This is a genomic window from Methylobacterium sp. 1A (assembly GCF_058072805.1).
The window spans coordinates 942,332-964,604 of record NZ_JBYQVE010000001.1; the positions used below are offsets into that span (position 1 = coordinate 942,332).

The 22,273-nt window shown below is 70.7% G+C and carries 23 protein-coding genes and 1 pseudogene; 1 reads left to right on the plus strand and 23 read right to left on the minus strand.

Translation table 11 applies throughout. The features are described from left to right. Window positions 1-51 precede the first annotated feature (51 nt). From ACX9MN_RS04640 to ACX9MN_RS04665, 6 genes are all read right to left on the minus strand, one after another. On the minus strand, window positions 52-417 hold the full coding sequence (locus ACX9MN_RS04640) for a hypothetical protein (protein WP_331327800.1): 366 nt from the start codon (window positions 415-417) through the stop codon (window positions 52-54). Window positions 418-450: 33 nt separating this feature from the next. Further along, complete coding sequence (locus tag ACX9MN_RS04645; RefSeq protein ID WP_331327799.1) at window positions 451-3,678, minus strand: efflux RND transporter permease subunit; 3,228 nt, start codon at window positions 3,676-3,678, stop codon at window positions 451-453. 12 nt (window positions 3,679-3,690) lie between these two features. Next, window positions 3,691-5,424, minus strand: coding sequence for an efflux RND transporter periplasmic adaptor subunit (locus ACX9MN_RS04650; RefSeq protein ID WP_331327798.1), 1,734 nt, complete (start codon window positions 5,422-5,424; stop codon window positions 3,691-3,693). An 83-nt stretch (window positions 5,425-5,507) separates the two neighbouring features. Beyond that, window positions 5,508-5,828, minus strand: a complete 321-nt coding sequence (locus tag ACX9MN_RS04655) for a hypothetical protein (RefSeq protein ID WP_489723811.1) — start codon at window positions 5,826-5,828, stop codon at window positions 5,508-5,510. Between the two features lie 405 nt (window positions 5,829-6,233). Further along, window positions 6,234-6,599, minus strand: a complete 366-nt coding sequence (locus ACX9MN_RS04660) for a hypothetical protein (protein ID WP_331327796.1) — start codon at window positions 6,597-6,599, stop codon at window positions 6,234-6,236. A 113-nt stretch (window positions 6,600-6,712) separates the two neighbouring features. Then, entirely contained in the window at window positions 6,713-7,465 is a 753-nt protein-coding gene (locus tag ACX9MN_RS04665; RefSeq protein WP_331327795.1) for a phosphatase PAP2 family protein, read from the minus strand. 185 nt (window positions 7,466-7,650) lie between these two features. On the opposite strand from ACX9MN_RS04665, the gene ACX9MN_RS04670 reads away from it, so the two are divergent. Continuing rightward, on the plus strand, window positions 7,651-7,905 hold the full coding sequence (locus tag ACX9MN_RS04670) for a hypothetical protein (RefSeq protein ID WP_331327794.1): 255 nt from the start codon (window positions 7,651-7,653) through the stop codon (window positions 7,903-7,905). Between the two features lie 479 nt (window positions 7,906-8,384). On the opposite strand, the pseudogene ACX9MN_RS04675 reads toward ACX9MN_RS04670, so the two are convergent. The 17 genes and pseudogenes from ACX9MN_RS04675 to ACX9MN_RS04755 form a co-directional block, all read right to left on the minus strand. Next, a pseudogene (locus ACX9MN_RS04675) lies at window positions 8,385-9,164 on the minus strand (cobalamin-binding protein); the annotation flags it as partial. Between the two features lie 31 nt (window positions 9,165-9,195). Next, entirely contained in the window at window positions 9,196-9,558 is a 363-nt protein-coding gene (locus tag ACX9MN_RS04680; protein WP_331327793.1) for an SPOR domain-containing protein, read from the minus strand. A gap of 15 nt (window positions 9,559-9,573) precedes the next feature. Beyond that, window positions 9,574-10,308 carry a hypothetical protein gene (locus ACX9MN_RS04685; RefSeq protein WP_331327792.1) on the minus strand — a complete coding sequence of 245 codons (735 nt, stop codon included), beginning with the start codon at window positions 10,306-10,308 and terminating at the stop codon, window positions 9,574-9,576. Window positions 10,309-10,318: 10 nt separating this feature from the next. Further along, window positions 10,319-10,879, minus strand: coding sequence for a sigma-70 family RNA polymerase sigma factor (locus ACX9MN_RS04690; protein ID WP_331327791.1), 561 nt, complete (start codon window positions 10,877-10,879; stop codon window positions 10,319-10,321). Between the two features lie 97 nt (window positions 10,880-10,976). Next, window positions 10,977-12,761 (minus strand): S8 family peptidase, encoded by a 1,785-nt coding sequence (locus ACX9MN_RS04695; RefSeq protein WP_331327790.1) that lies wholly within the window; start codon window positions 12,759-12,761, stop codon window positions 10,977-10,979. A 130-nt stretch (window positions 12,762-12,891) separates the two neighbouring features. Beyond that, on the minus strand, window positions 12,892-13,158 hold the full coding sequence (locus ACX9MN_RS04700) for a hypothetical protein (RefSeq protein ID WP_331327789.1): 267 nt from the start codon (window positions 13,156-13,158) through the stop codon (window positions 12,892-12,894). A 132-nt stretch (window positions 13,159-13,290) separates the two neighbouring features. Beyond that, on the minus strand, window positions 13,291-14,454 hold the full coding sequence (locus tag ACX9MN_RS04705) for an MFS transporter (RefSeq protein ID WP_331327788.1): 1,164 nt from the start codon (window positions 14,452-14,454) through the stop codon (window positions 13,291-13,293). Next, entirely contained in the window at window positions 14,451-15,839 is a 1,389-nt protein-coding gene (locus ACX9MN_RS04710; RefSeq protein WP_331327787.1) for an NAD(P)-binding protein, read from the minus strand. The genes ACX9MN_RS04705 and ACX9MN_RS04710 overlap by 4 nt, the downstream gene beginning before the upstream one ends. A 46-nt stretch (window positions 15,840-15,885) precedes the next feature. Further along, window positions 15,886-16,203, minus strand: a complete 318-nt coding sequence (locus ACX9MN_RS04715) for an ArsR/SmtB family transcription factor (RefSeq protein ID WP_331327786.1) — start codon at window positions 16,201-16,203, stop codon at window positions 15,886-15,888. A 150-nt stretch (window positions 16,204-16,353) separates the two neighbouring features. Continuing rightward, window positions 16,354-17,715 (minus strand): TAXI family TRAP transporter solute-binding subunit, encoded by a 1,362-nt coding sequence (locus ACX9MN_RS04720; RefSeq protein ID WP_331327848.1) that lies wholly within the window; start codon window positions 17,713-17,715, stop codon window positions 16,354-16,356. A 147-nt stretch (window positions 17,716-17,862) separates the two neighbouring features. Continuing rightward, complete coding sequence (locus ACX9MN_RS04725; RefSeq protein ID WP_489723812.1) at window positions 17,863-18,150, minus strand: hypothetical protein; 288 nt, start codon at window positions 18,148-18,150, stop codon at window positions 17,863-17,865. A gap of 48 nt (window positions 18,151-18,198) precedes the next feature. After that, complete coding sequence (locus tag ACX9MN_RS04730) at window positions 18,199-18,663, minus strand: low affinity iron permease family protein (RefSeq protein WP_331327785.1); 465 nt, start codon at window positions 18,661-18,663, stop codon at window positions 18,199-18,201. 16 nt (window positions 18,664-18,679) lie between these two features. Further along, window positions 18,680-19,687 (minus strand): magnesium and cobalt transport protein CorA, encoded by a 1,008-nt coding sequence (locus ACX9MN_RS04735; protein ID WP_331327784.1) that lies wholly within the window; start codon window positions 19,685-19,687, stop codon window positions 18,680-18,682. Between the two features lie 165 nt (window positions 19,688-19,852). After that, window positions 19,853-20,920 (minus strand): ACR3 family arsenite efflux transporter, encoded by a 1,068-nt coding sequence (arsB, locus tag ACX9MN_RS04740; protein ID WP_331327783.1) that lies wholly within the window; start codon window positions 20,918-20,920, stop codon window positions 19,853-19,855. 7 nt (window positions 20,921-20,927) lie between these two features. Then, window positions 20,928-21,353, minus strand: a complete 426-nt coding sequence (gene arsC, locus ACX9MN_RS04745; RefSeq protein WP_331327782.1) for an arsenate reductase (glutaredoxin) — start codon at window positions 21,351-21,353, stop codon at window positions 20,928-20,930. Continuing rightward, on the minus strand, window positions 21,353-21,880 hold the full coding sequence (locus ACX9MN_RS04750; RefSeq protein WP_331327781.1) for an arsenate reductase ArsC: 528 nt from the start codon (window positions 21,878-21,880) through the stop codon (window positions 21,353-21,355). The genes arsC and ACX9MN_RS04750 overlap by 1 nt, the downstream gene beginning before the upstream one ends. Next, window positions 21,873-22,232, minus strand: a complete 360-nt coding sequence (locus ACX9MN_RS04755) for an ArsR/SmtB family transcription factor (protein ID WP_331327780.1) — start codon at window positions 22,230-22,232, stop codon at window positions 21,873-21,875. Before ACX9MN_RS04755 ends, ACX9MN_RS04750 begins: the two co-directional genes overlap by 8 nt. Window positions 22,233-22,273 lie beyond the last annotated feature (41 nt).

Below are 22,273 nucleotides of genomic sequence, written 5' to 3' on the forward strand. Positions count from 1 at the left end.
GGCCGGGCCTGCCGCGCGGGAAGGACCGAGCCGCCGGCCCGGCCCCGGGCCTCACTGCTTCTCGAAGCGGGCCTGGACGTTGTGTCCGTGGATCTTGGCCGACAGCACCACCTTGGCGCCCGCCGGCAAGGGAGCCTTGAGGTCGGCGACGAGCCTGTTCGGCGCCGCCGGCCTCAGGGCCAGCGTCTCCGTCTTGCCGCCGGCCTGGACGAAGGCCTTGGCCGACAGGCCGGACGTGTCGGCCGGCTTGCCGTCCTCGCCGGTCACGAAGAACGTGGCGCCGGTGTCGGTCGAGACGAACTCGATGGGATGGCCGTCGGCGACCGTGGTCTGGCCGCCGTTCGGGCCCGCCGCGAGGCAGGGCGAGGCCAGCGCGAGCGCGAGTGCGAGCGTGACGGGACGGAGTAGGGAATGCATCGGGGGGGCCTTTCTCGGTCGAAGGGGAAGGTCTCAGAACGCCTCGACGGGCGCGCTCCGCGGAGCCTCGGGGGAAGCCTGGGGGTTTTGACGGGCATCGTCCCGCAACCGCTCCAGGGGCCTGCGCCCGAAGGTCAGGAACAGGACCGGGGTCAGCACCGTGTCGAGGAGCGTCGCGCTGATCAGGCCGCCGAAGATCGTCACGGCGACGGGATGCAGGATCTCCTTGCCGGGTGCATCGGCCCCGACCAGCAGCGGCACTAGGGCGACGCCTGCCGAGAGCGCCGTCATCAGCACCGGTGCCAGCCGCTCCAGGCTGCCGCGGATGACGAGCTCCCGTCCGAACGGCATGCCCTCGTGGATGGCCAGGTTCAGGTAGTGGCTGATCTTGAGGATGCCGTTGCGGGTGGCGATGCCGGTCAGCGTGATGAAGCCGATCATCGAGGCGACCGAGAGCGGCTGCCCGGCGAGCCAGAGGGCCGCGACCGAGCCGATCAGGGCGAGCGGGATGCTGCCGAGGATGATCAGGGTGAACACCACCGAGCGGTAGCGGCTGTAGAGGAGCGCGAAGACCAGCGCGAGGGAGAGGAGCGACAGGAGCCCGATGGTCCGGCTCGCCTCCGCCTGCGCTTGGAACGAGCCCTCCAGGCTGGTGACGTAGCCGTTGGGCAGGTTCGCCGCCGCGACCTTCTCGCCGATGGCCTGGACGATCCTGCCCATGTCTGAGCCGGCTTGGGTGTTGGCCTGCACCACGATGCGGCGGCGGGCGTTCTCGCGCAGGATCTGGTTCGGTCCGTCGGTCTCCCGGATGTCGGCGATCTGCCGGGCCGGGACCCAGCCCGACGGGGTCTCGACCAGCATGTCGCCGAGGCGCTGGGTGGTGCGCATGGTGTCGGAGAGGCGCATCACCACGTCGAAGCGGCGGTAGCCGTCCACCACCCGCGAGACCACCTGTCCGTTCGAGAGGCGGCTGAGCTGCTCCACGAGGGCGGCGGGCTGCACCCCGTAGAGGGCCGCGCGGTTGTAGTCGACGCGGATCTCCAGCTGCGGGATCAGCACCTGCTTCTCCACCTGCAGGTCGGCGATGCCCGGGATGTCGGCCATGCGCGCGCGCAGGTCCTCGGCCAGCGCCCGCAGGGTGTCGAGGTCCTCGCCGAAGATCTTGAGCGCGATCTCGGCCCGCACGCCCGAAAGCATATGGTCGAGGCGGTGCGAGATCGGCTGGCCCACGTTGACGTTGACCGGAAGCACCGCCAGGCGCCCGCGGATGTCGGCGACGAGCTCGGGCTTGGGCCGGGCGCCCGGCTTCAGGTCGATCTCCAGGTCGGACGAGTGTACGCCCTCTGCGTGCTCGTCGAGCTCGGCCCGGCCGGTCCGGCGGCCGATGGACCTTACGTCCGGCATGTCCAGCAGCAGGCGCTCGGCGACGAGGCCGATGCGGTTGCTCTCGGCGAGCGAGATGCCGGGGTTGAAGGTCATGTTGACCGTGAACGAGCCCTCGTTGAACGGGGGCAGGAACGTCCGCGGCAGGAAGGCCGCGGCGAGCCCGGCCGCCGCCACCGCCAACCCGGCGACGACCATGATCGGCCGTGCGTGCCCGAGCAGGCCCCGCAGCAGGGCGGCGTTGCCCCGCTTGAGCAGCTTGAGGAAGCGGCTGTCGTGCTCCTCCAGGCGCTTCAGGCCCGGCAGCAGGTAATAGGCCAGCACAGGCGTCAGGGTGATCGAGACGAGGAGGCTCGCCAGGATCGAGACGATGTAGGCCTGCCCCAGCGGTGCGAAGAGCCGGCCCTCGATGCCCGACAGGGCGAAGAGCGGCACGAAGACCAGCACGATCACCATCGTCGCGTAGACGATGCCGGAGCGTACCTCGTTCGAGGCCGCGACCACGACCTCGAAGACCGAGCGCGGGTTGCCGGCCCGCCGGTTCTCGCCGAGGCGCCGGAAGATGTTCTCGACGTCTACCACCGCGTCGTCGACAAGCTCGCCGATGGCGATGGCGAGCCCGCCCAGCGTCATCGTGTTGATCGACAGCCCGGCGAGGTGGAAGACGACCCCGGTGGCGAGGATCGAGACCGGAATCGCGGTGAGCGAGATCGCGGTGGTGCGGACGTTCAGCAGGAAGGCGAACAGCACCACGGCGACGACGGCCACCGCCTCCATCAGCACGGTCTCGACATTGCGGATCGAGGTCTCGATGAAGTTCGCCTGCCGGAAGATGAGCTGGTCGGCGCGCACGCCCTTGAAGGCGCAGGCCTCGCCGGCCGGCTCGGTCACCGACGGGCCCGACAAGCCCGGGGAGCCCTTGCCGGCGCCGGGGCCGCAGGCGTTCAGGCTGGCGGTGATCTCGGCGAGCGCCGCCTCGACCTGTCGGGTGAGCCGCACGGTGTCGACGCCCGGCTGCTTCTCGACGGAGACCACGACCGCCGGCGCGCCCATGTAGCCGCTGTCGCCGCGCTTGACCCGGGCCGCGAAGGAGACCTCCGCCACCTGCCGCAGGTAGACCGGACGGTTGTTGACCGTGGCGACGACCATGTTGCGCAGGTCGTCGAGGTTCATGGTCCGGCCGAGGTTCCGGATCAGGTACTCGCGAGCGTACTGGTCGGTGAAGCCGCCGCCGGTGTTGGTGCCGAACTGGGCGAGCGCCGTCTCCAACTGGGCATGGGTGATGCCGAGCGCCCGCAGGGCCGTGGGCTGGGGCGCGACGCGGAACTGGCGCACCTCGCCGCCCATCGGGATGACCTGCGCCACGCCCGGGATCGAGAGCAGCCGCGGCCGGATGGTGAAGTCGGCGAGCTCCCGCAGCTGCATCGGCGAGACCGAGCCACCGTTGAGGGCGACCATCACGATCTGGCCCATGATCGAGGAGACCGGGCCCATCATCGGGTTCACGGTGGGCGGCAGTTGCGGCCGCACCATCGCGAGGCGTTCCGAGACCTGCTGCCGGTTGCGGTAGATGTCGGTGCCCCAGTCGAATTCGACGTAGATGACCGAGAGGCCCACGCCGGAGACGGAGCGGACCCGGGTCACCCCGGGCAGGCCGTTCATCTGCGTCTCGACCGGGAAGGTGACGAGCTGCTCGACTTCCTGGGGCGCGAGGCCCTCCGCCTCGGTCATGATCGTGACGGTCGGCCGGTTGAGGTCGGGGAAGACGTCGACCGGGAGCTTGGTCACCGTGAAGGCGCCGTAGATGACGAGCACCGCGGCGAGCGCCAGGACGAGCAGGCGGTTGCGCAGGGACTGCGAGACGAGGAGCGTGAACATCGGCGGCGCTCCTCAGCGGACCTGGTTGAGGAGTTCGGCGCCCTGGGTCACGATCCGCTTGCCCGGAACGACCCCCGACACCACCAGGACGCGGCCCGCGTCGAGCGGCTCGACCCGGACCTCGCGCGGCTCGAAGCGCTCCGGCGCGGTGTGCTCGTAGACGATGCTCTGGCCGTTGCCGCCGCGGACCACGCTCATGCGCGGAAGGGCCAGACCTTCCTGCCGTGCGTCGGTCGCGGCGAGCACGGTGATGAATTGCCCGGTGCGCAACTCCGGAGCCGCGCCCTGCACGGCGAAGTGCATCGGCACCGCCTGGCTACGGTCGGCCAGCCCCGCGCCCATGTAGGCGAGCCGCAGCATCCGGCCGTCGGCCATGCGCGCCGTGGCGTCCTGACCGCCGGCCAGCGCGTCGAAGCTCAGGGCCTCGACCCAGAGGCGGCCGGGGTCGACGATCTGGAAGACCTGCACGCCCGGACTCGCCATCTGGCCGGCGACCGCGTTCGCCTCCGCGATCACCCCGTCGACGGGAGCCTTCAGGGCCTCAGGTTGCTGGCGGACGTTGTCGAGGGCGGCGCGGCGGTCGAGCAGGCCCTTGAGCTCGGCCTGGGCGTCCTCCAACTGCACCTGCGAGACCGACCCGCCCGGCGCGAGCTTGCGGTAGCGCTCGACCCGGCGCTCAATGATGGCGATCTGCTGGTCGAGCTCGCCCTGGCGCTGGCGCATGTCCGAGGCGTCCACCGCCTGCACCGGCGGCGTGACGTAGGCGAGCACCTCGCCCTTGCGCACGCGCGTGCCGAGCCGCGGGAAGATGCCGGATTCCGGAGGCGAAAGCCGTCCGCCGACCGAGGATTGGACGACGCCGCTGGCGCTCGGGTCGGGGACGATGCGCCCCGGCAGCTCGACGGTGCGGCGCAGGGTGTCGGGGGCGGTCACCACGGTGCGGACAGCGAGCACCCGCTGGGTAGGCTTCGGCACGAAGATCGAGCCGTCCGGCTGGCGCCGCGCGAGGTCCTGCCCGGCCGGGGACGGCGCGGCCATGTGGAAGACCGGGGGCGCGGAGGCGCTTCCTCCGCCGTGGTCGTGACCGTCCGCCGCGAAGGCGCGCGGCGCGAGGGCGAGGGCGACGACGAGCACGACTAGGGCGGTCGCCGGCAGGTAGCGGCGCCCGCGGGTCAGGAGCGTGACCGCGATGCCGAGCAGGAAGCCGACGCCGCCGATCGCCAGCGGCAGCGGGTCGGCCTCCTTCAGGTGGCGCTGAAAGTCGTGGGCCGCGGCGAGGCCGGTCGCCCAGGCCGAGGCGCCGGCTGCCGGCGGTGCCGGCGGCGCCTCCGGAACGGTCAGCGTGACGGGGAACATGTCGGTTGCGCCGGCCGCGGTCACGGTGAAGAGCACCTCGTACTCGCCGGGATGCAGGCTCCAGTGGGCATCGAAGGCGTAGCTGCCGTCCGGCATCGGCGTGGCGGTGGCGGGCCCCTCCGGCGTCTCGGCTTGGACGGCGGCGTCGGCCACCGGCTCGTTGGTGCCCGTGCGGTCGAGGAACACGGCCAGCCGGCCGTTGCGGGCGATGGCGACCAATTCGAGCGCGTCCGTGCTCGACGAGCCGCGCGGCGCAGTCGCCGTCGGCGACCCTTGAGCCTCGTTGCCGTGGTCGTGGCCCTCGTGGGCTGCGGACATCGTCGGCGATGCAGCCCACAGGCCGAGCGCAAGGAGAGCCATCCGCAGGGCGGAGGCGGAGGGAACACGCATGGGAAAACCGAGCCTTCGCGAAAGGGAGGCTGGCGGCCGTCCGTCAAAGACGGCCGCTCAGGGCGCGCGTCGAAGCGCGGACCTCACGCGATGGTTCGAGGAGGCTCGGGAAGCCTTTCGGAAGCCACGCTCTTGAACGCGACCGCGCGGATGCCGGCCAGCGTTCGCCCGGGCTTCCAGGTGACCGTCGCGGCGGAGGCGTCCCAGCGCCCGAACGACGCGTGGCAGCAGCACAGGCCGCAATCGCTGGTTGCGTCGTCGCCGGCGCGGTCGGCCACGTCCCCGGCAAGGTCCGAGATTACCGTCTCGGTATGACCGACCGCGGAGACCACGGAATGGCCGGCATGCGTCCCGCCGGCGTGGGAGTGCCCCACACCGGCTACCGAGAAGGCGACCAGCGCCACGATCTGGAAGACCGTGAGTAGCGAGCGCCAATGGGACCGAACGGCCGACATGATGCGGCGTGCATAGCATATCCGCACCTACAGGGCATGAGCTTTTTAGCGCGTCGCGCATGGCCGTCCCCACGGGGCCTGCCGGAGGCTCAGGCTTGGCGGCCCGAAGCGATGAAAGGGATCCTACAAGGCCTTTTCCGGTTCCTGTTCCCTATTCGAGGAAGCGCGTGTTCCCGGTGCCCGCCCGATGGACTGGGATGATGGCTCCGCAATCAAGTCCCTCTTCGGAAAGCTTGAGTATCCGGTGGGCGGGCGCCCTGGCCGCCTTGATGTACTTGTGACCAATGGGCCGGTGGAATACCCTCTCGGCCTCGTACGTTATCGATGCAGGAGGGCGTAACCGTGAAGCGAATTCTACATGCGTTCACCGCCGTGATGCTTGCGGCGTTCCTGCACCTGCTGCCGGTGTCCGACCCGGCGAACGCGGCCCCGCTCGGCGTGGTCCCGGCTTCCGCCTTGGCCGGCGACGCCGGGACCGTGCAGACGGTGCAGCATTGGCATCACCACCATCGGCGGCCCCACCATCACCATGGCTGGGGACACCATCATCATGGTTGGGGGCATCACCATCACTACCGCCCTCACCATCACCATGGCTGGGGCCATCACCACCATCATCACCACCACCGGCGGCATCACCATCACTTCTGAGGCTACATCCCGGACTTGTGGAAGGGTCTTCCTGCGGGGCGGCCCTTCCGCTTCGAGGAAAGCGCCCATCCGGGGGCGGTGCTTCTCGACGGTTGCCGCCGCTCGGCTCCCATCATGGTGATCGCGGCGTTCGACCTGACGAGTTCGGAGGCGGCTCCTGGCGACGTACCAGGCGGCAAGCTTCAATCCCTCGGAGCCGTCCCGTCCGGAACGTCGGCAGTCCCGGGCTGCTCGACCTGGCCACGGCGTTGCAGGCGCAGCGCCACCACCCAGCACAGCACCGCCCAGGCCGACCCGACGCACCACCCCGCCAGCACGTCCGTGGCGTAGTGGACCCCGACGTAGACCCGGCTCAGCCCGATCACCACGGTGAGGAAGACTGCGAGACCCATGAAGTACGCCTTCAGCTTGGCGCCCGCGGCGACCCGAGTCATGAGCGCCCCGAGCGTCAGGTAGGTCACCGCCGAGAGCATGGCGTGGCTGCTGGGGAAGCTGGCCGTGAAGACCTGGATGCCGCCGGGGATCTCGGGCCGGGGACGGTCGAAGAGCAGCTTCAGCCCGAAGCTGATGGCCGTCCCGCCGAGGATCGAGCCCACCGCCAGCACGGCCGCCCCCCGCTTGCGGACCAGGAGCAGGTACCCGACCACCGCCGCGAGCAGGAAGCACAGGACGACCATGCTGCCGAGCGAGGTCACGTCGCGGGCCATCTCGTGCATCCAATCCGGCCCTATCGGGCCAGCAGCGCCTTGAGGTCGGAAGAGGCGCGCGACCCGGGTGTCGAAACCCTTGGTGTCACCCTCCATCACCTCGTCGGCGAGGAGGCCGAACCCGAGGAGAAGGGCGGCGACGCAGAACAAGGTCGCGACGAGCCCGATCTCTCTCTTGCCGAGGCGTGCCACGACGCCGACCCGGGCAGGCGTACTGGCTTGGTTCATGGCCTGGTCTCCGGGTTTGCGCGAGGCGGGTCCTGCTCGGGCTAACGCCGGCCGCCGCCCTTCCGAGGCGAGACACGGGAGCCGAGGCACGAAAGTTTTTCGCAAATGCCGTGAACCGCCCCGGCGCCTCCCGCGACCAACGAAGGTCAGGGCCGCATCCCGGTCCTCAACTTGAGGAGGTCAACATGTTCGGTTCCCGCAAGCTCTTCCCGCTCCTCGTCGTGGCGGCCCTCGGCACCTTCGGCGCGACGGCGGCATCCGCCCACGGCCATGGTCACTTCGGGCATGGCCACTTCGGGCACGGTCATGGCCACTTCGGGCATGACCACGGCCACTTCGGTCCTTGGGGGCACGCGGCGGTCTACTATGGAGGCTACTGCCACACCCGCCGTTGGGTCGACGACTTCGGCGACGTCGTGGTTCGGCGGGTCTGCCACTGACCGACCCGGGGAAGTCCAGGTCGGGCATCCACGGCACGGTCCATCGATGCCGGGGCATGAGGTGCATCGCACCGCTTGGCGTCCCGCTCCTTCGCAATCACCCACCCTGGCCCTGAACGAGCCCGGGTGGGTGAAGCGTTTCCGGGAACAGTCGACGATCGAACATGGCCCTCGGCGGTGCCGTCGCGTCGACGGTCCCCAGGTGTTGCTCAGGCGGAGATCCGCCCGCCGGAAAGAAGGGCAGCCCGAGCCGCCGGCGTCCTCTGGTAGCCGTCGAGGCGCATCCGCCCGCTCGGGTCGGCGTGCACCCGCCTGATCAAGCCCCGGCGCAGGAGCACGTCGAGACAGCGTCCGTCGAGGCGGGAGCCCTCGACCCACCCTTCGTCCGGCACCTTGAGAAGGACCGCGCGGTGTCTTTCGCTCAGGGACCACGGCCGTCCAGTCCCGTACCCGGCCGGACGCGCCGCCCCGTCGGCGCGAGCCGCCTCCAGGGCCGCCACGATAGCGTCGAGCCCGTCCGTGAGCGCGGCGGGACCGGGCTGCAGGATCAGCGGCGACTTGATCTCCACGATCCGGTTCGCCCGCACCGCCGGGATGGCGTCCCAGCCGGGTCGCGCCGCGATGCGGGCCGGCACCACCTTCTTCCCGCACCAGGAAGCGAGGATCACATCGGGCGCAGCGGCCGCCACCCCGTCGGGCGCGACGATGCGGTCCTTGGCTGCCGCTTGGGCCGCGAGGTCAGGGAATACGTCCTCGCCACCGGCAACCCGAATGAGCTCGCGGACCCAGCCGATGCCGGAGATCAGCGGCACGTCCCACTCCTCGAAGTAGACGCGCGGACGCGGGCGGCCCACCGCCTGCGCCGCCACAAGGGCAAGACGCGCCTCGTAGCCGCGGACCAGGGCCTCGGCCCGCCCGCTCGCGCCGACCAGCGCGCCGACCGTGCGGATCATCGCGAGGATTCCCGCGACGTCGCGGTGGTTGAAGGCGTGCACGGCCATGCCCGCCCGGACGAGGTCGGCGACGATGGCGGCCTGCATGTCCGAGAAGGCGAACACGAGGTCAGGTTCGAGGGTGAGGATTTTCGGGATGTCGGCGCTGGTGAAGGCCGAGACCCGCGGCTTCTCGCGTCGGACCTGGGGTGGACGTACGGCGCAGCCCGAGACGCCCACGATGCGCCCCTGCTCGCCGAGAAGGTACAGGGTCTCGACCGTCTCCTCAGTCAGGCAGACGATCCGTTCGGGCGGAAAGCGACGCATGTGCCCCTGGCTTCCGTCGGCGAGCCGGATTTCACTCGCCGGCGTATCGCGACCGCCGGATATAGGCGCCCGGCACGCAGGCTCCTATCCGGGCCCGGGCGGCCTCGGCCTGAGCCCGGGTCGGGTAGGCGCCGAGCACGGAGACGTCGAAGCCCGGCGCGAACCCCGAGAACTTTTCCGAGACGTCGTTGAAGGGGCGCTCCCCGCAGGATTGCGCCTGCCGCCGCGTCCTGGCGACGGCCGCATCCGCGGCGCGGCTGCCCGAGCCGCCGTTGTTCCCGAAGGAGCCGAGCACCACCCACCAGCCCTCGTCCGCGAGCGGCACGCCGCGCATGGACTGTGCCTCGGCCGGGCCGGCGAGTGCCAGAAGGGCGAGCATCAGGGGACCGCGCATCCCGACCACCTTCCGTCAGCGAGCCGGCACCGTCTCGGGCACCGCGAGCACGACCAAGCCGGGCTTCGAGCGCAGCCGGTCGATGACCGCGCTCGGCGAAACGCGACCGTCGGCCCCGTCCACGAGGCGCCGGCCGCGGGTGCCCCCGGCTCCGGGGCCGTCCTTTCCATCCGAGAGGCGCAGGCGATAGATGCCCCCGGCCCGGGGCCCGTCCACCACGGACAAGCCTGTCTCCGCCAGGGCTTCCGTGATCTGTGCCGCCGTGGCCGTCGGCGCGAACGCAACGAGAAGGTAGGCGCCGCCCGCCGAGGGGCCTGCCTCGCCATGGGAGGCCGTCTCGTAGGTCGCCGTGGAGCCGCCCAGCCACGCGCCCGTCAATAGCCCCGCCTGAAGCAGGAGCAGGGCGCATGCGGCGAGGGCCGACCCCGCCAGCATGGGCGGCGACAGGGAAGCCAACGCCTCGCCCATCCTCCGAAGCCAGCCACGCGGCCCGCGCGCCCGCGCCGCGAGGTCGGCGTCGATGCGCGCGAACAGGTCTGCTCGCGCCTTCGGGGATGGTGCGCCGAGGGCCTCATTGACGGCCACGGTCCCGTCCCGCTCGGCCCGGACCAGGTCGAGGCGGCGCGCGAGCTCCGGGTCGCGGGCGAGCGCCGCCTCGATCCGGGCCCCGGCCGCGGGGTCGAGGCGGCCGGTCGCGTGCCAGGGCAGGAGGAGGTCGTCCTCGTCGCGTGCGGGGTCGGTCGTGGTCATCGCGGCCTCCTCACGGCCATCCCCGGTCGATGCCTGCCGTGCGCAGCAGGTCCGACAGGCGCTTGCGGGCGTGGAACAGGCGGGTCTTCACGGTACCCGCTGGGATATCGAGGACCTGGGCCACCTCCTCGACGCCGAGTTCGTGGTAGTAGACGAGGTCGATCACGGTGCGATGCTCCACCGACAGGGCGTCGAGGCAGCGGCGCATGGCCTCCGCCTTGCTCGCCTTCTGCAACGTGACCTCCGGCGTGTCGGCCTCGTCCTCGATGGCCTCGGCCATCTCTGGTTCCAATTCCTCGTGCGGGCGCCGTCGCAGGGTGGAGAGCGCCTTGAACCGCGCGATGGTCAGCATCCACGTCGTGACGCTGGACCGGCCTTCGAAGCGGCCGGCCTGCTGCCAGACATCGAAGAAGACGTCGCTCATCAGATCCTCCGCCCGGCTCGAGTCGCGCACCATGCGGACGAGGAAGCGGAAGACGACGGTCGAGTGCCGGGCGTAGAGGCCCTGCATCGCCGAACGGTCGCCACCGGCGATGCGCCGGATCAGGTCCTCGTCGGCGGGCGCGTTCATCCACGCCCCTTCATGGGTCGCGCGGGCAAGCGGGATGGTTCAATCCCGGAAGCGGATTTCCGAGCGTCACCCCGTTCGATACGGCTGCCGGCGTGCATCACGGCGCCGTCGGCGCGGCCGCGCTGACCGGCGTCGCGCTCATGCCTGTCGCGGGCGGCGTCTGCCGGGTCTCCGACACGGGCTCGGCCAGGGCCCGGACCGCACCCTCCGCATCCGCGAAGCCCGCGCCGAACTCGCGGTCCGGTCCCGGCGGCCCGAGATCCCGGGCGCTGCGCGTCAGCGCCGCCCGCACCTCCGCAGGCTTGAGGGCAGGCTTCGCCTGCAGCATCAAGGCGACCACGCCGCTGACCTGGGCGGCCGCCATCGAGGTGCCCGACAGGAGCCCGTAGTTCCCGTTCGGGGCGGCCACGAGGATGTCGACGCCCGGTGCGGCGACGCAAAGGTGCGAGCCGCGGTTGGCTGCCGGGAACAGCCTGTCCTCCGCGTCCGTGGCGGTCACGGCGATGACGTTCGGGTCGGCGGCCGGGAACAGCGGCGGCGAGGCCGGACCGGCGTTGCCGCCGGCGGCCACGTAGACGACGCCGCGCCCGGTCCCTGCGGCCAGGAACTCGGAGAGCGCCGCGTCCCAGGGGCCGGCGAAGCTCATGTTGACCACGCGCGCACCCTTCCGCTCGGACCAATCAAGGCCGCGCAGGACGTGGAGCGTGGTGCCTTGCGCCCCGGCTCCGGTCTCGCCCGAGAAGGCGCGGATCGCGATAAGGCGTGCCTCGGGTGCCGCGCTGGCGAGCTGTGCGCGTGCGCCAACGATGCCGGCGATGGCCGTGCCGTGGGGATGGGCCGCCGCCGGCTTGACCCCGTCGAGGGCGTCATGGCGCTCGGACACGGCGTCTCGAAGCGCGGGGTGTCCGCCGTCGGGCTCGGAATCGATGACCGCGACCGTCACGTCCTTGCCCGTGACGGATGCGTGCGCCTCCTTCAGGCGGAGCTTGCCCACGGCGTACTGGGCGCCAGAGAGGGCGGGCATGGCGTCGCCGACGAGGCCGTAGGCATGGTTCGCCTGCGCCGAGGCGATGCGCGGGTCGCGCGCTAGGGCTGCGACCACCTCGGCGACGGACCGCCGGTCCTTGAACCGGGCGCGGTGCAGAGTCACCGGCACCAGGGTGAAGGTGTCCGTCGAGACCAGCCCGAGGCGCTCGCGGCGCAGGATTTCGGATAGGCTTTCCGCGGGCGCGTCCGCCTTCAGGGCGAACAGGACCTCTCCGGGAACCTCGCCCGGCTCGGCGGGGCCGAGAGGGCCTGCGGCCGGGAGCGGTGCGGAAGCGGGCGGCTGCCGGCGCGCCGGAGGCGGCGCCTTGGCGAGCGCCGGCTTCGGCGGCTGCGGCTTGGCGACCGTCGCCACGACGGGCTTGGGACGCTCGGATCGTTGCACGGGCTTGGGCGTAGGTTCGCGGACGGGTGTCGCTTGCCGGGCGCGCGGTGTCGGTACGGGCTCCGCCCGATGGACGGTCGGCGGTGCCTGCGGTCGGGGACGCGGCCTCGGTCGGTATGCCGGAGGCTCGTCCTCGTACTCGGGTTGGCGCACCGGGCGCCGGGGCGGCGGCTCCTCGTCCTCGACCTCTTCCACCCTCTGGCGCAGGGGCGGGACCATGCGGGGTATGATGCCGATCATCCCCGGCAGGCCGATCATCGGACCGCCGCGGGAGCCGCCCCCACCGTAGCCCCCGCCGCCGTAACCACCACCGCCATACGGCCCGCCGGCGCCCGTCCCGGGCGAGCCGCGCATCTGGGCCTCGGCGGCGAGGCACCCGGGGAACAGAAGCAGCGCGGCGGTCAGGACGCCGTGGGCCCCCGCACGCATCGCCCGAACGAAGGCACTCCGCATCGCAGCACGTGCTCCCGCGGCCGCTCGCCTGAGCCGGCGTACGGCGTCATGACTGTAGATGAGCGACCGAACACAGTCCACGCGGCTCGGATGGCACGAGACACGTGGTTCTGGTGGCGAACGGCAAGTCTCACTCGCAGACACGCACGCGGCGAACATAGACGTTGCCGAAATCGTCGTAGGTCCGCCGGACCTTCACGACGCACTCGTACGTCTCCTCCGAGGTGGCGGCGACCACCGTGCCGACGACCACCGTCCCGAGAGCGAGGCCGCCGAGGACTGCGCCGGCGTGACCGAAGCCATGTCCGTGAACGTGAAAGGGCTTCGCCTCGGCGGAGCCGGCCGCGAGGCCCAGGCCGACGGTGCACAGGGCGGCGATGATCTTGGTCCGGGTCATGGCGATGCTCCTTCGGATGGTTCGGCCCGCTCGATGCGGCGTCGATATCCGTTGGTCTCGCGACCCCGGCACCCGGTTCATCCGCTCCCTAAAAAAAAGTTCGTGGGACGGATCGGGCGTGCGGATCACACCCTACCGGACGCTCCAGAGTGCGCCGGCCAGCCCGATGTTCGTCAGGGCCAGCACCACGAGCAGGCCGTATGCGGCATCGGCCCCGCCGTAATCGAGCGCCACCGCCCCAAGCGAGGGCGCCAGCGCCTGGGCGAGCAGTCCCGGGCGGGCGAGGCGACCGACGAGCACCGGGTAGCGGGCGGCCCCGAACAGCGCGAGCGGCACCGTACCTCGGGCGATGGAGTAGATCCCGTTCCCCGCGCCATAGAGCACCAGCGCGACGCCGACCGCCGGCACGCCTGCCTCCAGCACGGCCAGTCCGGCCGCCACCAGCGCCATGGCCACCGTGAGCGTCCAGAGCGGATGGTGTCGGCCCTTGTTGGCCATCTCGACGATGCGCGCCCCGACCTGGGCGGGCCCGATCAGCGCGCCGTACGAGACCGCGGCGGCGAGCGCCACGCCGCGGGCTTGCAGCAACGTGATCAGGTGCACCGAGACCAGCGTCATGACGGTGCCGCCCAGGATCAGAACGCCCGCCATCAGCAGGAAGGCCCTCCGCTCCCGGGGCGTGAACGGCACGTCCTCCCGGCGTCCCTCGTCCCCGGCGGCCACGGACGCGGGTGCCCGCGGGATCAGGCCGAGCACCAGGGGCAGCGTCACGAGGAGGTGCAATCCGGCATAGGCCAGGCATGCGCCCCGCCAGCCCGCATGCTCGACCAGGAAGGCCGAAAGCGGCCAGCACACCGTGCTGGCGAACCCGCCCCATAGGGTCAGCGTAGTGATTGCAGGGCGTGCCTCGGCGCCATAGAGGCGACCGAGCGTGGCGAAGGCCGGGTCGTAGAGGCCGCAGCCCATGCCGAGCCCGACGATCAGCCAGCCCGTGAGGAACACTGGCAGGTTCGGAGAAAGGCCCAGCGTGGCGAGCCCCACCGCCAGCAGCAGCGCGGCCAGCGCGAGGACCGGCCGACCGCCATGCCGGTGGATGGCGAGGCCGACGCGGGGCGATGCGAAGGCGGCGACGAGCAAGCCGATGGACAGGCCGCCGACAACCCAGGCCAGGGGCCAGCCGGTGTCCGCCGCGATAGGGCCGGCCAGCACCGCTGGCAGGTAGAAGGACGAACCCCAGGCGAGGATCTCGACGACGCCCAGGGCCGAGATCACGGTCAGCTTGCCACGTCCGTTCATGCCGGCGCGCCGGGACGCACGGCAGCCCGCGGTGCCGGTGCCGGCGTGCAGCCGCAACTCGGGCCCGTCTCGACGTGCGCCTCGGCGTCCTCACCGCAACACCCGCCTGATCCGGCATCGGCGCCCCGCGAGGTCGAGCAGACTCCCGTCTGCGGGAGCGAGAGGCGCACGTCGTCGGCGGCGGCGAGGTCGCCCGCCAGCGCGGCGGCCACCGAGCGGACCTGCTCGTACCCCGTCAGCATGAGGAAGGTCGGCGCCCGCCCGTAGCTCTTGATGCCGACCGTGTAGAAGCCGGGCTCGGGGTGGGCCACCTCACGGTGCCCGTGCGGCTGGACCGAGCCGCAGGAGTGCAGGTTCGGGTCGATCAGCGGCCCGAGCGCCCGTACGCTCTCAAGCCAGGGGTCGAGGTCGACGCGCAACTCCCGCGTCGGGGCGAGGTCGGGACGCTGCCCGGTCGCTACGACGATCCGGTCGAACGGTCCGAGCGTCCGGCGGCCCTCGGCGGTGTCGCCGTCCACCAGGAGCTGCCCTCTGCACTCACGCACCGCCGTGACTGCGAACCCCCGCATCAGGGGTAGAAGACCTCCTTCCACCAGGGTGCGGAGCCGCGTTCCGAGCTCCCCACGTCCGGCGAGTTCGTCGTCCGCGCCGCCGCCGTAGACGCGCGACAGGTCGGTGCCACGGGTCGCCCAGGCGGCGCTCGTCCCCTCGGCACCGTCTGCGAGCCGCGCGAGGTCGAGCAGCACGTTGGCGGCGGAGTGCCCGGCGCCCACGACCAGGGTGGCCCGGCCGACGAAGTCGGCCCGGTCGCGACCGAGCACGTCCGGGATGCCAGTGGTGATCCGGTCCGCGAAATCGGCCTCGCCTTCGGCCGGCTGGCCGTCCGCGCCAAGCGGGTTCGGCTGTCCCCAGGTCCCCGTGGCGTCGATGACTGCACGCGCCAAGTCGCGACGGATGCTTCCTCCGGCGACGGCGACCGTCAGGACGAACGGCCTGTTCGCACGGTCGCGGCTTCCGACCTTGTCGACACCTAGGCGCCCGAGCGCCGTCACGCGCGCGCCGGTCTCGATGACGGAAGAGAGTTCAGGCGTGGCCGCGAGCGGCGTCAGATAGCGGTCCACCAACTCGTGGCCCGTCGGGAAACCGTCGTCGGGCGGAGCGTCCCAACCCGCCGCCTCCAGGAGCGCACACGCCGCCGGGTCGACGTCGTACCGCCAGGGCGAGAACAGGCGCACGTGGCCCCATGCCCTGACGTGGGCGCCGACCTCGGGCCCCGCCTCGTAGACCCGCACTGGCAGGCCTCGGGCGAGAAGGTGCGTCGCGGCCGCGAGGCCGACGGGCCCCGCTCCCATGACGGCGACGGCGAGCGACGACGATTCGGGCATGTCATCCTCCATAGCTTCTAGAATTATCGAAATATCTGGCACAGCATCAGGCCGCCTCGTTGGTCCCGGAGCAGCCCTCGTCGGCGCAGCATTCATCCGCGAGGAACCCGACCAGATCGTTCATGGCGGGGTAGACGGCGCGGCAGATCAGGGTGGTCGCCTGTCGCTCCTGGGTCACCAAGCCGGTCAGGATCAGCCGGTGCAGGTGGTGCGACAACGTCGAGGCGGCGGGGATGCCGACGCGTCCCTGCAACTGACGCACCGGCAAGCCGGCATGCCCGGCCCGGACGAGCGCCCGGTATATCCGGAGACGGGTGGGGCTGCCCAAAGCCTCAAGCTGCTTTGCGGCTTGTTCGACGTTCATGGAAATATATGGCCATGGATCGCGGCGGTGCGCAACGCCTACTTCGATGCCATTCGAACAACCGAGGCGGCCGCCGGCGGCTCCGCGGCTTGCGTACGGACATGACACACGAGGGTTTCCTCGCAGCCCCTTGGAGCCACGACGCGCTCCTCATCGGCTGCCCATGCTTTCACTAGCGATCGCGCGCCTGACAGTCGAGCGAGCCCCGTCGATGGCGATAGTGGCGGCGCTCAGCATCCGCGGCTCCGTCGGCCTGTCCAAGGCATGGCGCGCGATGTCGGCCGCAAGGTCGTCCACCTCGCCGGCCAAGGCATCCAGGCGCTCGCGGTCCGTCCCGCGGCGTGCCTCGGACCGAAGCTCCAGAAGGCGCTCCGTCGCCACGCCGATCCGCTCCCGCCGAATGCGCCCGAGGCGCTGCCGCAGCCAAGCGAACGCCGACCCCGCGCCGCCGGCGAGGATGGCCACGAGGTAGATCCAGCTCTCGTAGCGCTCGATGAACGTCTCCTGCTCCCGCTCGTAGTAGTCGATGGCACCCGGGTGGATGGGCAGGCGCGCGCTGGTCGCGTCCGCCGTGTCCTCGTAGGCCGGACGAGCGACGTCCTCCGCGGCCGGCGCGCTCTCGGCCAGGGCCGCGCGCATCTCGAACAGGCGCTGGGTCACCTCCGCGGCGACCCCGCGCGATAGGTCGGCACGGGCCGCCAGGCGATAGGACGAGCCGATGGTCGCGCACTCCTCCGCCGGAAGGCGCGGATTCCCGCCGAACAGGGCGGCCGGGACCGTCACGGCCTGCAGGCGCGGCCAGCGTGCCAGCACCGCGGCGGCGTCGGGTACGCCGAACAGCATGACCTCTCCGTCGGCGCTCGCCTCCCGAACGAGGCCGACCACTCGCCGTGCGGACGAGGACGTGGGCGTCGTCACCAGCATCATCGCGTCGATGCGGCCGTCCCTAAGCGCGGCCACCACATTCGCCTCCTCCACCGGGACGAGGGCGACGGCATTCGGCGCCACGGCGCCTGCCGGTGCATCGATCAGCAACTCAAGCCCGTAATGGGCGACCAGGTTGCCGACCAGCCTCCAGTCGGCGGTCCTGCTCGACAGCATGCCGAGGCGCTTGCCCGCCAAATCCGAGAGGTCCTTGATCCCCGAACTGGCAGGAGCGACGGTCAAGGCGCCAAGCTCCCGCAGGACCGCGAGGGTCAGGGCGTTGCCGGGCATCGCGACGTCCGGACGGATCACCGCAAGATCCGCCTTACCGGCCTTGAGCGCTTCTGCGCTCTCGCGCACCCCATCATAAGCCGAGACCTTCAGCCGGATGCCGAGCTTCCTGCGGGCGAGTTCGTCGGCATAGGCCCGCAGCAGGGCCGGTTCGGGACCGCCTTTCGGGGCGACCGCGATGGTCAGCGTCGTGGGCCGCGTCAGGTGGAGCGCGGCGGCGGCACCGAGGACGAGCAGGAGCGCCAAGCCGAGAAGAAGCCATGCTTCCCGGCCAGCCGGAAACGCTAAATCACGCACGCATGCCCCTCGCTCAACCCGGCCGAACCGGCTGTGGCGTCGAGGTGGGCGACCTGACGCCTGTTTTCGAGTGGTCGGGTAACGGGCCGTCGGGAAACCGGCCACTCAGACCTGGACGCCTGCGGTCATGTGAAAGAGGGGGGCCGCTCAACCGACGACTTCACCGACTACGTCCCGCATGGTCCTGGGTCTCGCGGAAATTTGCGGGTGAGTTGCGTCGACGAGCAGGGCGCCGATGAAGTGCTGCAGGGCCCCCTGCTCGGGCGTGCATGGATAGCGACGCAGCAAGTCGCGAAGCTCCACCCTCACGGTGATGCCCGACGCGGGTTCCGGCAACTCGTGAGCGACGTACAGACAGCAGGCTTCGGGGCAGTAACACAGGAACCACCTGTCACCGTCCCGGCCGATGTGGAACAGCCGTCGGTCCGTCGCCATCGCCGCCTCCCTGTCCGACCTGCATGTCGAACGGAGGCGGCAGCCGTCCTAATCCGGGTAGGAGGCCATGCCGGACGCTCGCCGGGCCGCCTCGCGAGCCTTGAGATCGGCCCGCTCCTCGGCCGCCTCCGCCGCCTCAAGCGCCCGGTCCAGCTTGCCCGCTTGCGAACGGTCGGCGAACCGGGCGCGCAACTCGGTCAGCTCCTCCTCGGTCAGGCTCTCGATGCCGATGAAGCGGTTCTGCGCCGCGCTCGCCCTGATGAGTTCGTCGAGCTTGGCCTGGATCGCCGCTCCGTCCCGGTTCTGCGTGTTCTGGATCAGAAACACCATCAAGAAAGTCACGATCGTGGTGCCGGTGTTGATGATCAGCTGCCACGTGTCCGAGAAGTGGAAGAACGGCCCGCTCACCGCCCAGGCCAGGATCACCGCGAGGCAAAGGGCGAAGGCGCTCGGCCGACCCGCCGCACGGGCGATGAACGACGCGAACGCGGTGAATGCCTTGGTCCCGATCATGGATGGTGCCCCTGCGCTACAGCCAGCCGCTCTTGCGGAAGCGCCAATACAGGACCGCACAGGCGGCGAAGATGCCGCCGAGCACCATGAAGTAGCCGTAGCGCCATTTCAGTTCGGGCATGAACTCGAAGTTCATGCCGTAGATGCCGGCGATTGCCGTGGGCACCGCCAGGATGGCCGCCCAGGCGGCGAGCCGGCGCGTGATGTTGGTTTGTTGCGCTTGGCCGAGCATCAGGCTCGCCTCGAACGCGAACGCCAGCACCTCGCGCACGGCGTCGATCTCGTCCTGCACCCCCCGCAGGTGGTCGGACACGTCCCGGAACAGCGGCTGCATCTCCCCGTCGATGGCCACCATGTCGCCGTGCTCAAGCTTGCGGCAGACCTCGACGAGCGGCACCACGGCGGTGCGCAGGCGTAGGAGGTCGCGGCGCAGCAGGTACAGCCGCTCGATCTCGTCCGGGCGCAGCTCGCGCTTGAGGACGCTGTCTTCGATGGCCTCGACCTCGGCCAGCACGGTCTCCATGACCGGCGCGTAGTTGTCGACGATGAAGTCGAGCACGGCGTACAGGATGTAGTCCTCGCCATGAGCGAGGAGCCCGGGGCAGGCCTCGGTCTTCTCGCGCACGTGTGCGTAGGAGGCGGAGGCGCCGTGGCGCACCGTGACCACGAAGCCCCGGCCGACGAACAGGTGGGTCTCCCCGAGGGCGATGCGCCCTGACACGAGTTGGGCGGTGCGGGCGACCACGAACAGGCAGTCGCCATAGCGTTCGAGCTTGGGCCGCTGGTGTGCGGTCTGGGCGTCCTCGATGGCGAGGGGATGCAGACCGAACTGCGCCTGAACCTGGCGAAGGAGCTCCGCGGAAGGCTCGTAGAGGCCGATCCAGACCAGGTGGCGTGGGCGACGCGACCACTCGCCGGCCTCGTTGATGTCCACGTCCGCTACGCGCCGGCCGTTCGCGTAGGCCGCAGACATGACGATGCCGGGCTTCTGTGTCGGCGCGAGTGCGGCAGGCGTCGCAAGCATCTCTCGACCGACCTCTTCGCGCCGCCGGAACCGGCCCTCACGGCCAAGGTAGGCCGTGGCGGTGACGGTAACATCTTCGGCGCGGGAACAGATCCATGGCAGTTCCCGCTGGGGCGACCAGCGACCCACCCCGAGGTGCGCGCCCGCCTCCAGAACGGGCTTCCTTCAGACCTCGCGGGGTGCGTGCGCCGGGGTCGCTCCTCTGCCTGCCGCGCCGCGCTCGTACCAACCCTGCGAGCGGTTCACGATCCACACGACCGAGAGCATGACCGGCACCTCGATGAGGACGCCTACGACTGTGGCGAGCGCGGCGCCCGAGTTGAACCCGAACAGGCTGATGGCGGCCGCCACTGCGAGCTCGAAAAAGTTCGACGCGCCGATCAGCGCCGATGGTCCGGCGACGCAGTGCTGCTCGCCCGCAGCGCGGTTCAGCAAGTAGGCGAGACCCGAGTTGAAGTAGACCTGGATGAGGATGGGCACCGCGAGCAGGCCGATGATTGCAGGCTGGGCCAGGATCTGCTCGCCCTGGAAGCCGAACAGCAGCACCAGGGTGGCCAGCAGTGCCACCAGCGAAACCGGGCCGAGCCTGCCGAGCAGGCGGTCGAGGGCGGCTTGTCCTCCCGTGGCGAGGAGGCTTCGGCGAACGACCTGCGCGATGATGACCGGGATGACGATGTAGAGCACCACCGACAGCAGCAGCGTGCCCCACGGCACCGTGATGGCCGAGAGCCCGAGCAGCAGACCGACAATGGGTGCGAAGGCCACCACCATGATGGTGTCGTTTAGCGCCACCTGGCTCAGGGTGAAGTGCGGCTCGCCGCGGGTTAGGTTCGACCACACGAACACCATCGCGGTGCAGGGAGCCGCCGCCAGGACGATGAGCCCGGCGATGTAGCTGTCGACCTGGTCGGCCGGCAGGTAGGGCCGGAACAGGTATCCGATGAACAGCCAGCCGAGCGCTGCCATCGAGAACGGCTTCACCGCCCAGTTGATGAACAGCGTCACGCCGATGCCGCGCCAGTGCCGGCCGACGTGGCGCAGCGAAGCAAAGTCGATCTTGAGCAGCATGGGGATGACCATGAGCCAGATCAGGACCGCGACCGGCAGGTTCACCTTGGCGACCTCGGCCGCGCCGACTGCGTGGAAGAAGCCGGGCATGACATGGCCGAGGGCGATGCCGGCCACGATGCACAGCGCGACCCAGACGGTCAGGTAGCGTTCGAAGGTGCTCATGACGTCCTCAGGCGGTGGCGACGCGGCGACCGTGCTCGTCGACGACGCGCTCGCCGTCCTCCTTGACGAACTCGCCCTGCTGCTCCGGCAGGAGGTCCAGCACCGCCTCGGACGGCCGGCACAGCCGCACGCCCTTCGGGCTGACCACCAAAGGGCGGTTGAGCAGGATCGGGTGCGCCTCGACGGCGTCGAGGAGTTGCTCGTCGGTGAGCGCCGGGTCGCCCAGCCCGAGCTCGGCGAAGGGCGTGCCCTTCTCGCGCAGGGCGTCCCGCACCGAGAGGCCGGCACTGGCCAGCATCCGCTTGATCAGCGTTCGGTTCGGCGGGGTCTTCAGGTACTCGATCACGTGCGGCTCGATGCCGGCGTTGCGGATCATCGCCAGGGTGTTGCGGGACGTCCCGCAATCCGGGTTGTGGTAAATGACGACGTCCATCACGCGACCTCCGAGCGGGCCGAGGTCGCGCCGGCGAGCTGACCGATCTCGCGGACCTTCGAAGAGAGGGCGACCTGGTCGAGGCTGCCGAGCGGCAGAGCGACGAGGGCGGCGATGCGGTTCTTCAGGTAGCGCTGCGCGGTGACGAAGGCGCGCTTGCGCTCCATCTCCGAACCCTCCGCCGCCGCGGGGTCCTCGATGCCCCAGTGGGCCGTCACGGGCTGCCCTGGCCAGAGCGGGCAGGCCTCGCCGGCGGCGTTGTCACAGACGGTGAAGACGAAATCCAGGACCGGGGCGCCGGGGGCGGCGAACTCCTCCCACGACTTCGAGCGCAGGCCCGTGGTCGGGTAGTCGCTCTCCCGCAGCACCTGCAGCGCCAGCGGGTGCGGCTCGCCCTTCGGCTGGCTGCCGGCCGAGTACGCCCGGAAGCGGCCGCCGCCATCCTTTTTGAGCATCGCCTCGGCCAGGATCGAGCGGGCCGAGTTGCCGGTGCAGAGGAACAGGACGTTGTAGACGGGTTCAGGCATGGATGGTGTCTCCGGTGGTGCAGTCGCAGGCGGCGAGCGCGGCCATCGCCGGGGCGCAGATCTCCGGATGGCCCTGGCAGCAGTCGCGCATGAGGAACTGGACCAGGTCCGACAGCACCGGGTAGGCGGCGCTGTAGATGATCGAACGGCCTTCACGGCGGGACGTGACCAGCCCCGCGTGGCTCAGTTCCTTGAGGTGGTGGGAGACGGTGGCCGCCGATACGCCCACCGCGTCGGCCAGGACGCCGGAGGCCAGCCCCCCAGGCCCGCCGGTCACGAGCGCCCGCACCAGGCGGAGGCGGTGTTCCTGTCCGAGGGCCAGAAAGGCAGCGAGGGCTTGCGTCTCGTCCATTTTCGCTACAATTATCAAATTACTTTTTGAACGTACTAGAA

Coding starts and splice junctions, on each gene's coding strand:
- ACX9MN_RS04640 (WP_331327800.1), bottom strand. CDS start 417: ATGCATTCCCTACTCCGTCCCGTCACGCTCGCACTCGCGCTCGCGCTG.
- ACX9MN_RS04645 (WP_331327799.1), bottom strand. CDS start 3,678: ATGTTCACGCTCCTCGTCTCGCAGTCCCTGCGCAACCGCCTGCTCGTC.
- ACX9MN_RS04650 (WP_331327798.1), bottom strand. CDS start 5,424: ATGCGTGTTCCCTCCGCCTCCGCCCTGCGGATGGCTCTCCTTGCGCTC.
- ACX9MN_RS04660 (WP_331327796.1), bottom strand. CDS start 6,599: ATGGGCGCTTTCCTCGAAGCGGAAGGGCCGCCCCGCAGGAAGACCCTT.
- ACX9MN_RS04665 (WP_331327795.1), bottom strand. CDS start 7,465: ATGAACCAAGCCAGTACGCCTGCCCGGGTCGGCGTCGTGGCACGCCTC.
- ACX9MN_RS04670 (WP_331327794.1), top strand. CDS start 7,651: ATGTTCGGTTCCCGCAAGCTCTTCCCGCTCCTCGTCGTGGCGGCCCTC.
- ACX9MN_RS04680 (WP_331327793.1), bottom strand. CDS start 9,558: ATGCGCGGTCCCCTGATGCTCGCCCTTCTGGCACTCGCCGGCCCGGCC.
- ACX9MN_RS04685 (WP_331327792.1), bottom strand. CDS start 10,308: ATGACCACGACCGACCCCGCACGCGACGAGGACGACCTCCTCCTGCCC.
- ACX9MN_RS04690 (WP_331327791.1), bottom strand. CDS start 10,879: ATGAACGCGCCCGCCGACGAGGACCTGATCCGGCGCATCGCCGGTGGC.
- ACX9MN_RS04695 (WP_331327790.1), bottom strand. CDS start 12,761: ATGCGGAGTGCCTTCGTTCGGGCGATGCGTGCGGGGGCCCACGGCGTC.
- ACX9MN_RS04700 (WP_331327789.1), bottom strand. CDS start 13,158: ATGACCCGGACCAAGATCATCGCCGCCCTGTGCACCGTCGGCCTGGGC.
- ACX9MN_RS04705 (WP_331327788.1), bottom strand. CDS start 14,454: ATGAACGGACGTGGCAAGCTGACCGTGATCTCGGCCCTGGGCGTCGTC.
- ACX9MN_RS04710 (WP_331327787.1), bottom strand. CDS start 15,839: ATGCCCGAATCGTCGTCGCTCGCCGTCGCCGTCATGGGAGCGGGGCCC.
- ACX9MN_RS04715 (WP_331327786.1), bottom strand. CDS start 16,203: ATGAACGTCGAACAAGCCGCAAAGCAGCTTGAGGCTTTGGGCAGCCCC.
- ACX9MN_RS04725 (WP_489723812.1), bottom strand. CDS start 18,150: ATGGCGACGGACCGACGGCTGTTCCACATCGGCCGGGACGGTGACAGG.
- ACX9MN_RS04730 (WP_331327785.1), bottom strand. CDS start 18,663: ATGATCGGGACCAAGGCATTCACCGCGTTCGCGTCGTTCATCGCCCGT.
- ACX9MN_RS04735 (WP_331327784.1), bottom strand. CDS start 19,687: ATGCTTGCGACGCCTGCCGCACTCGCGCCGACACAGAAGCCCGGCATC.
- arsB (WP_331327783.1), bottom strand. CDS start 20,920: ATGAGCACCTTCGAACGCTACCTGACCGTCTGGGTCGCGCTGTGCATC.
- arsC (WP_331327782.1), bottom strand. CDS start 21,353: ATGGACGTCGTCATTTACCACAACCCGGATTGCGGGACGTCCCGCAAC.
- ACX9MN_RS04750 (WP_331327781.1), bottom strand. CDS start 21,880: ATGCCTGAACCCGTCTACAACGTCCTGTTCCTCTGCACCGGCAACTCG.
- ACX9MN_RS04755 (WP_331327780.1), bottom strand. CDS start 22,232: ATGGACGAGACGCAAGCCCTCGCTGCCTTTCTGGCCCTCGGACAGGAA.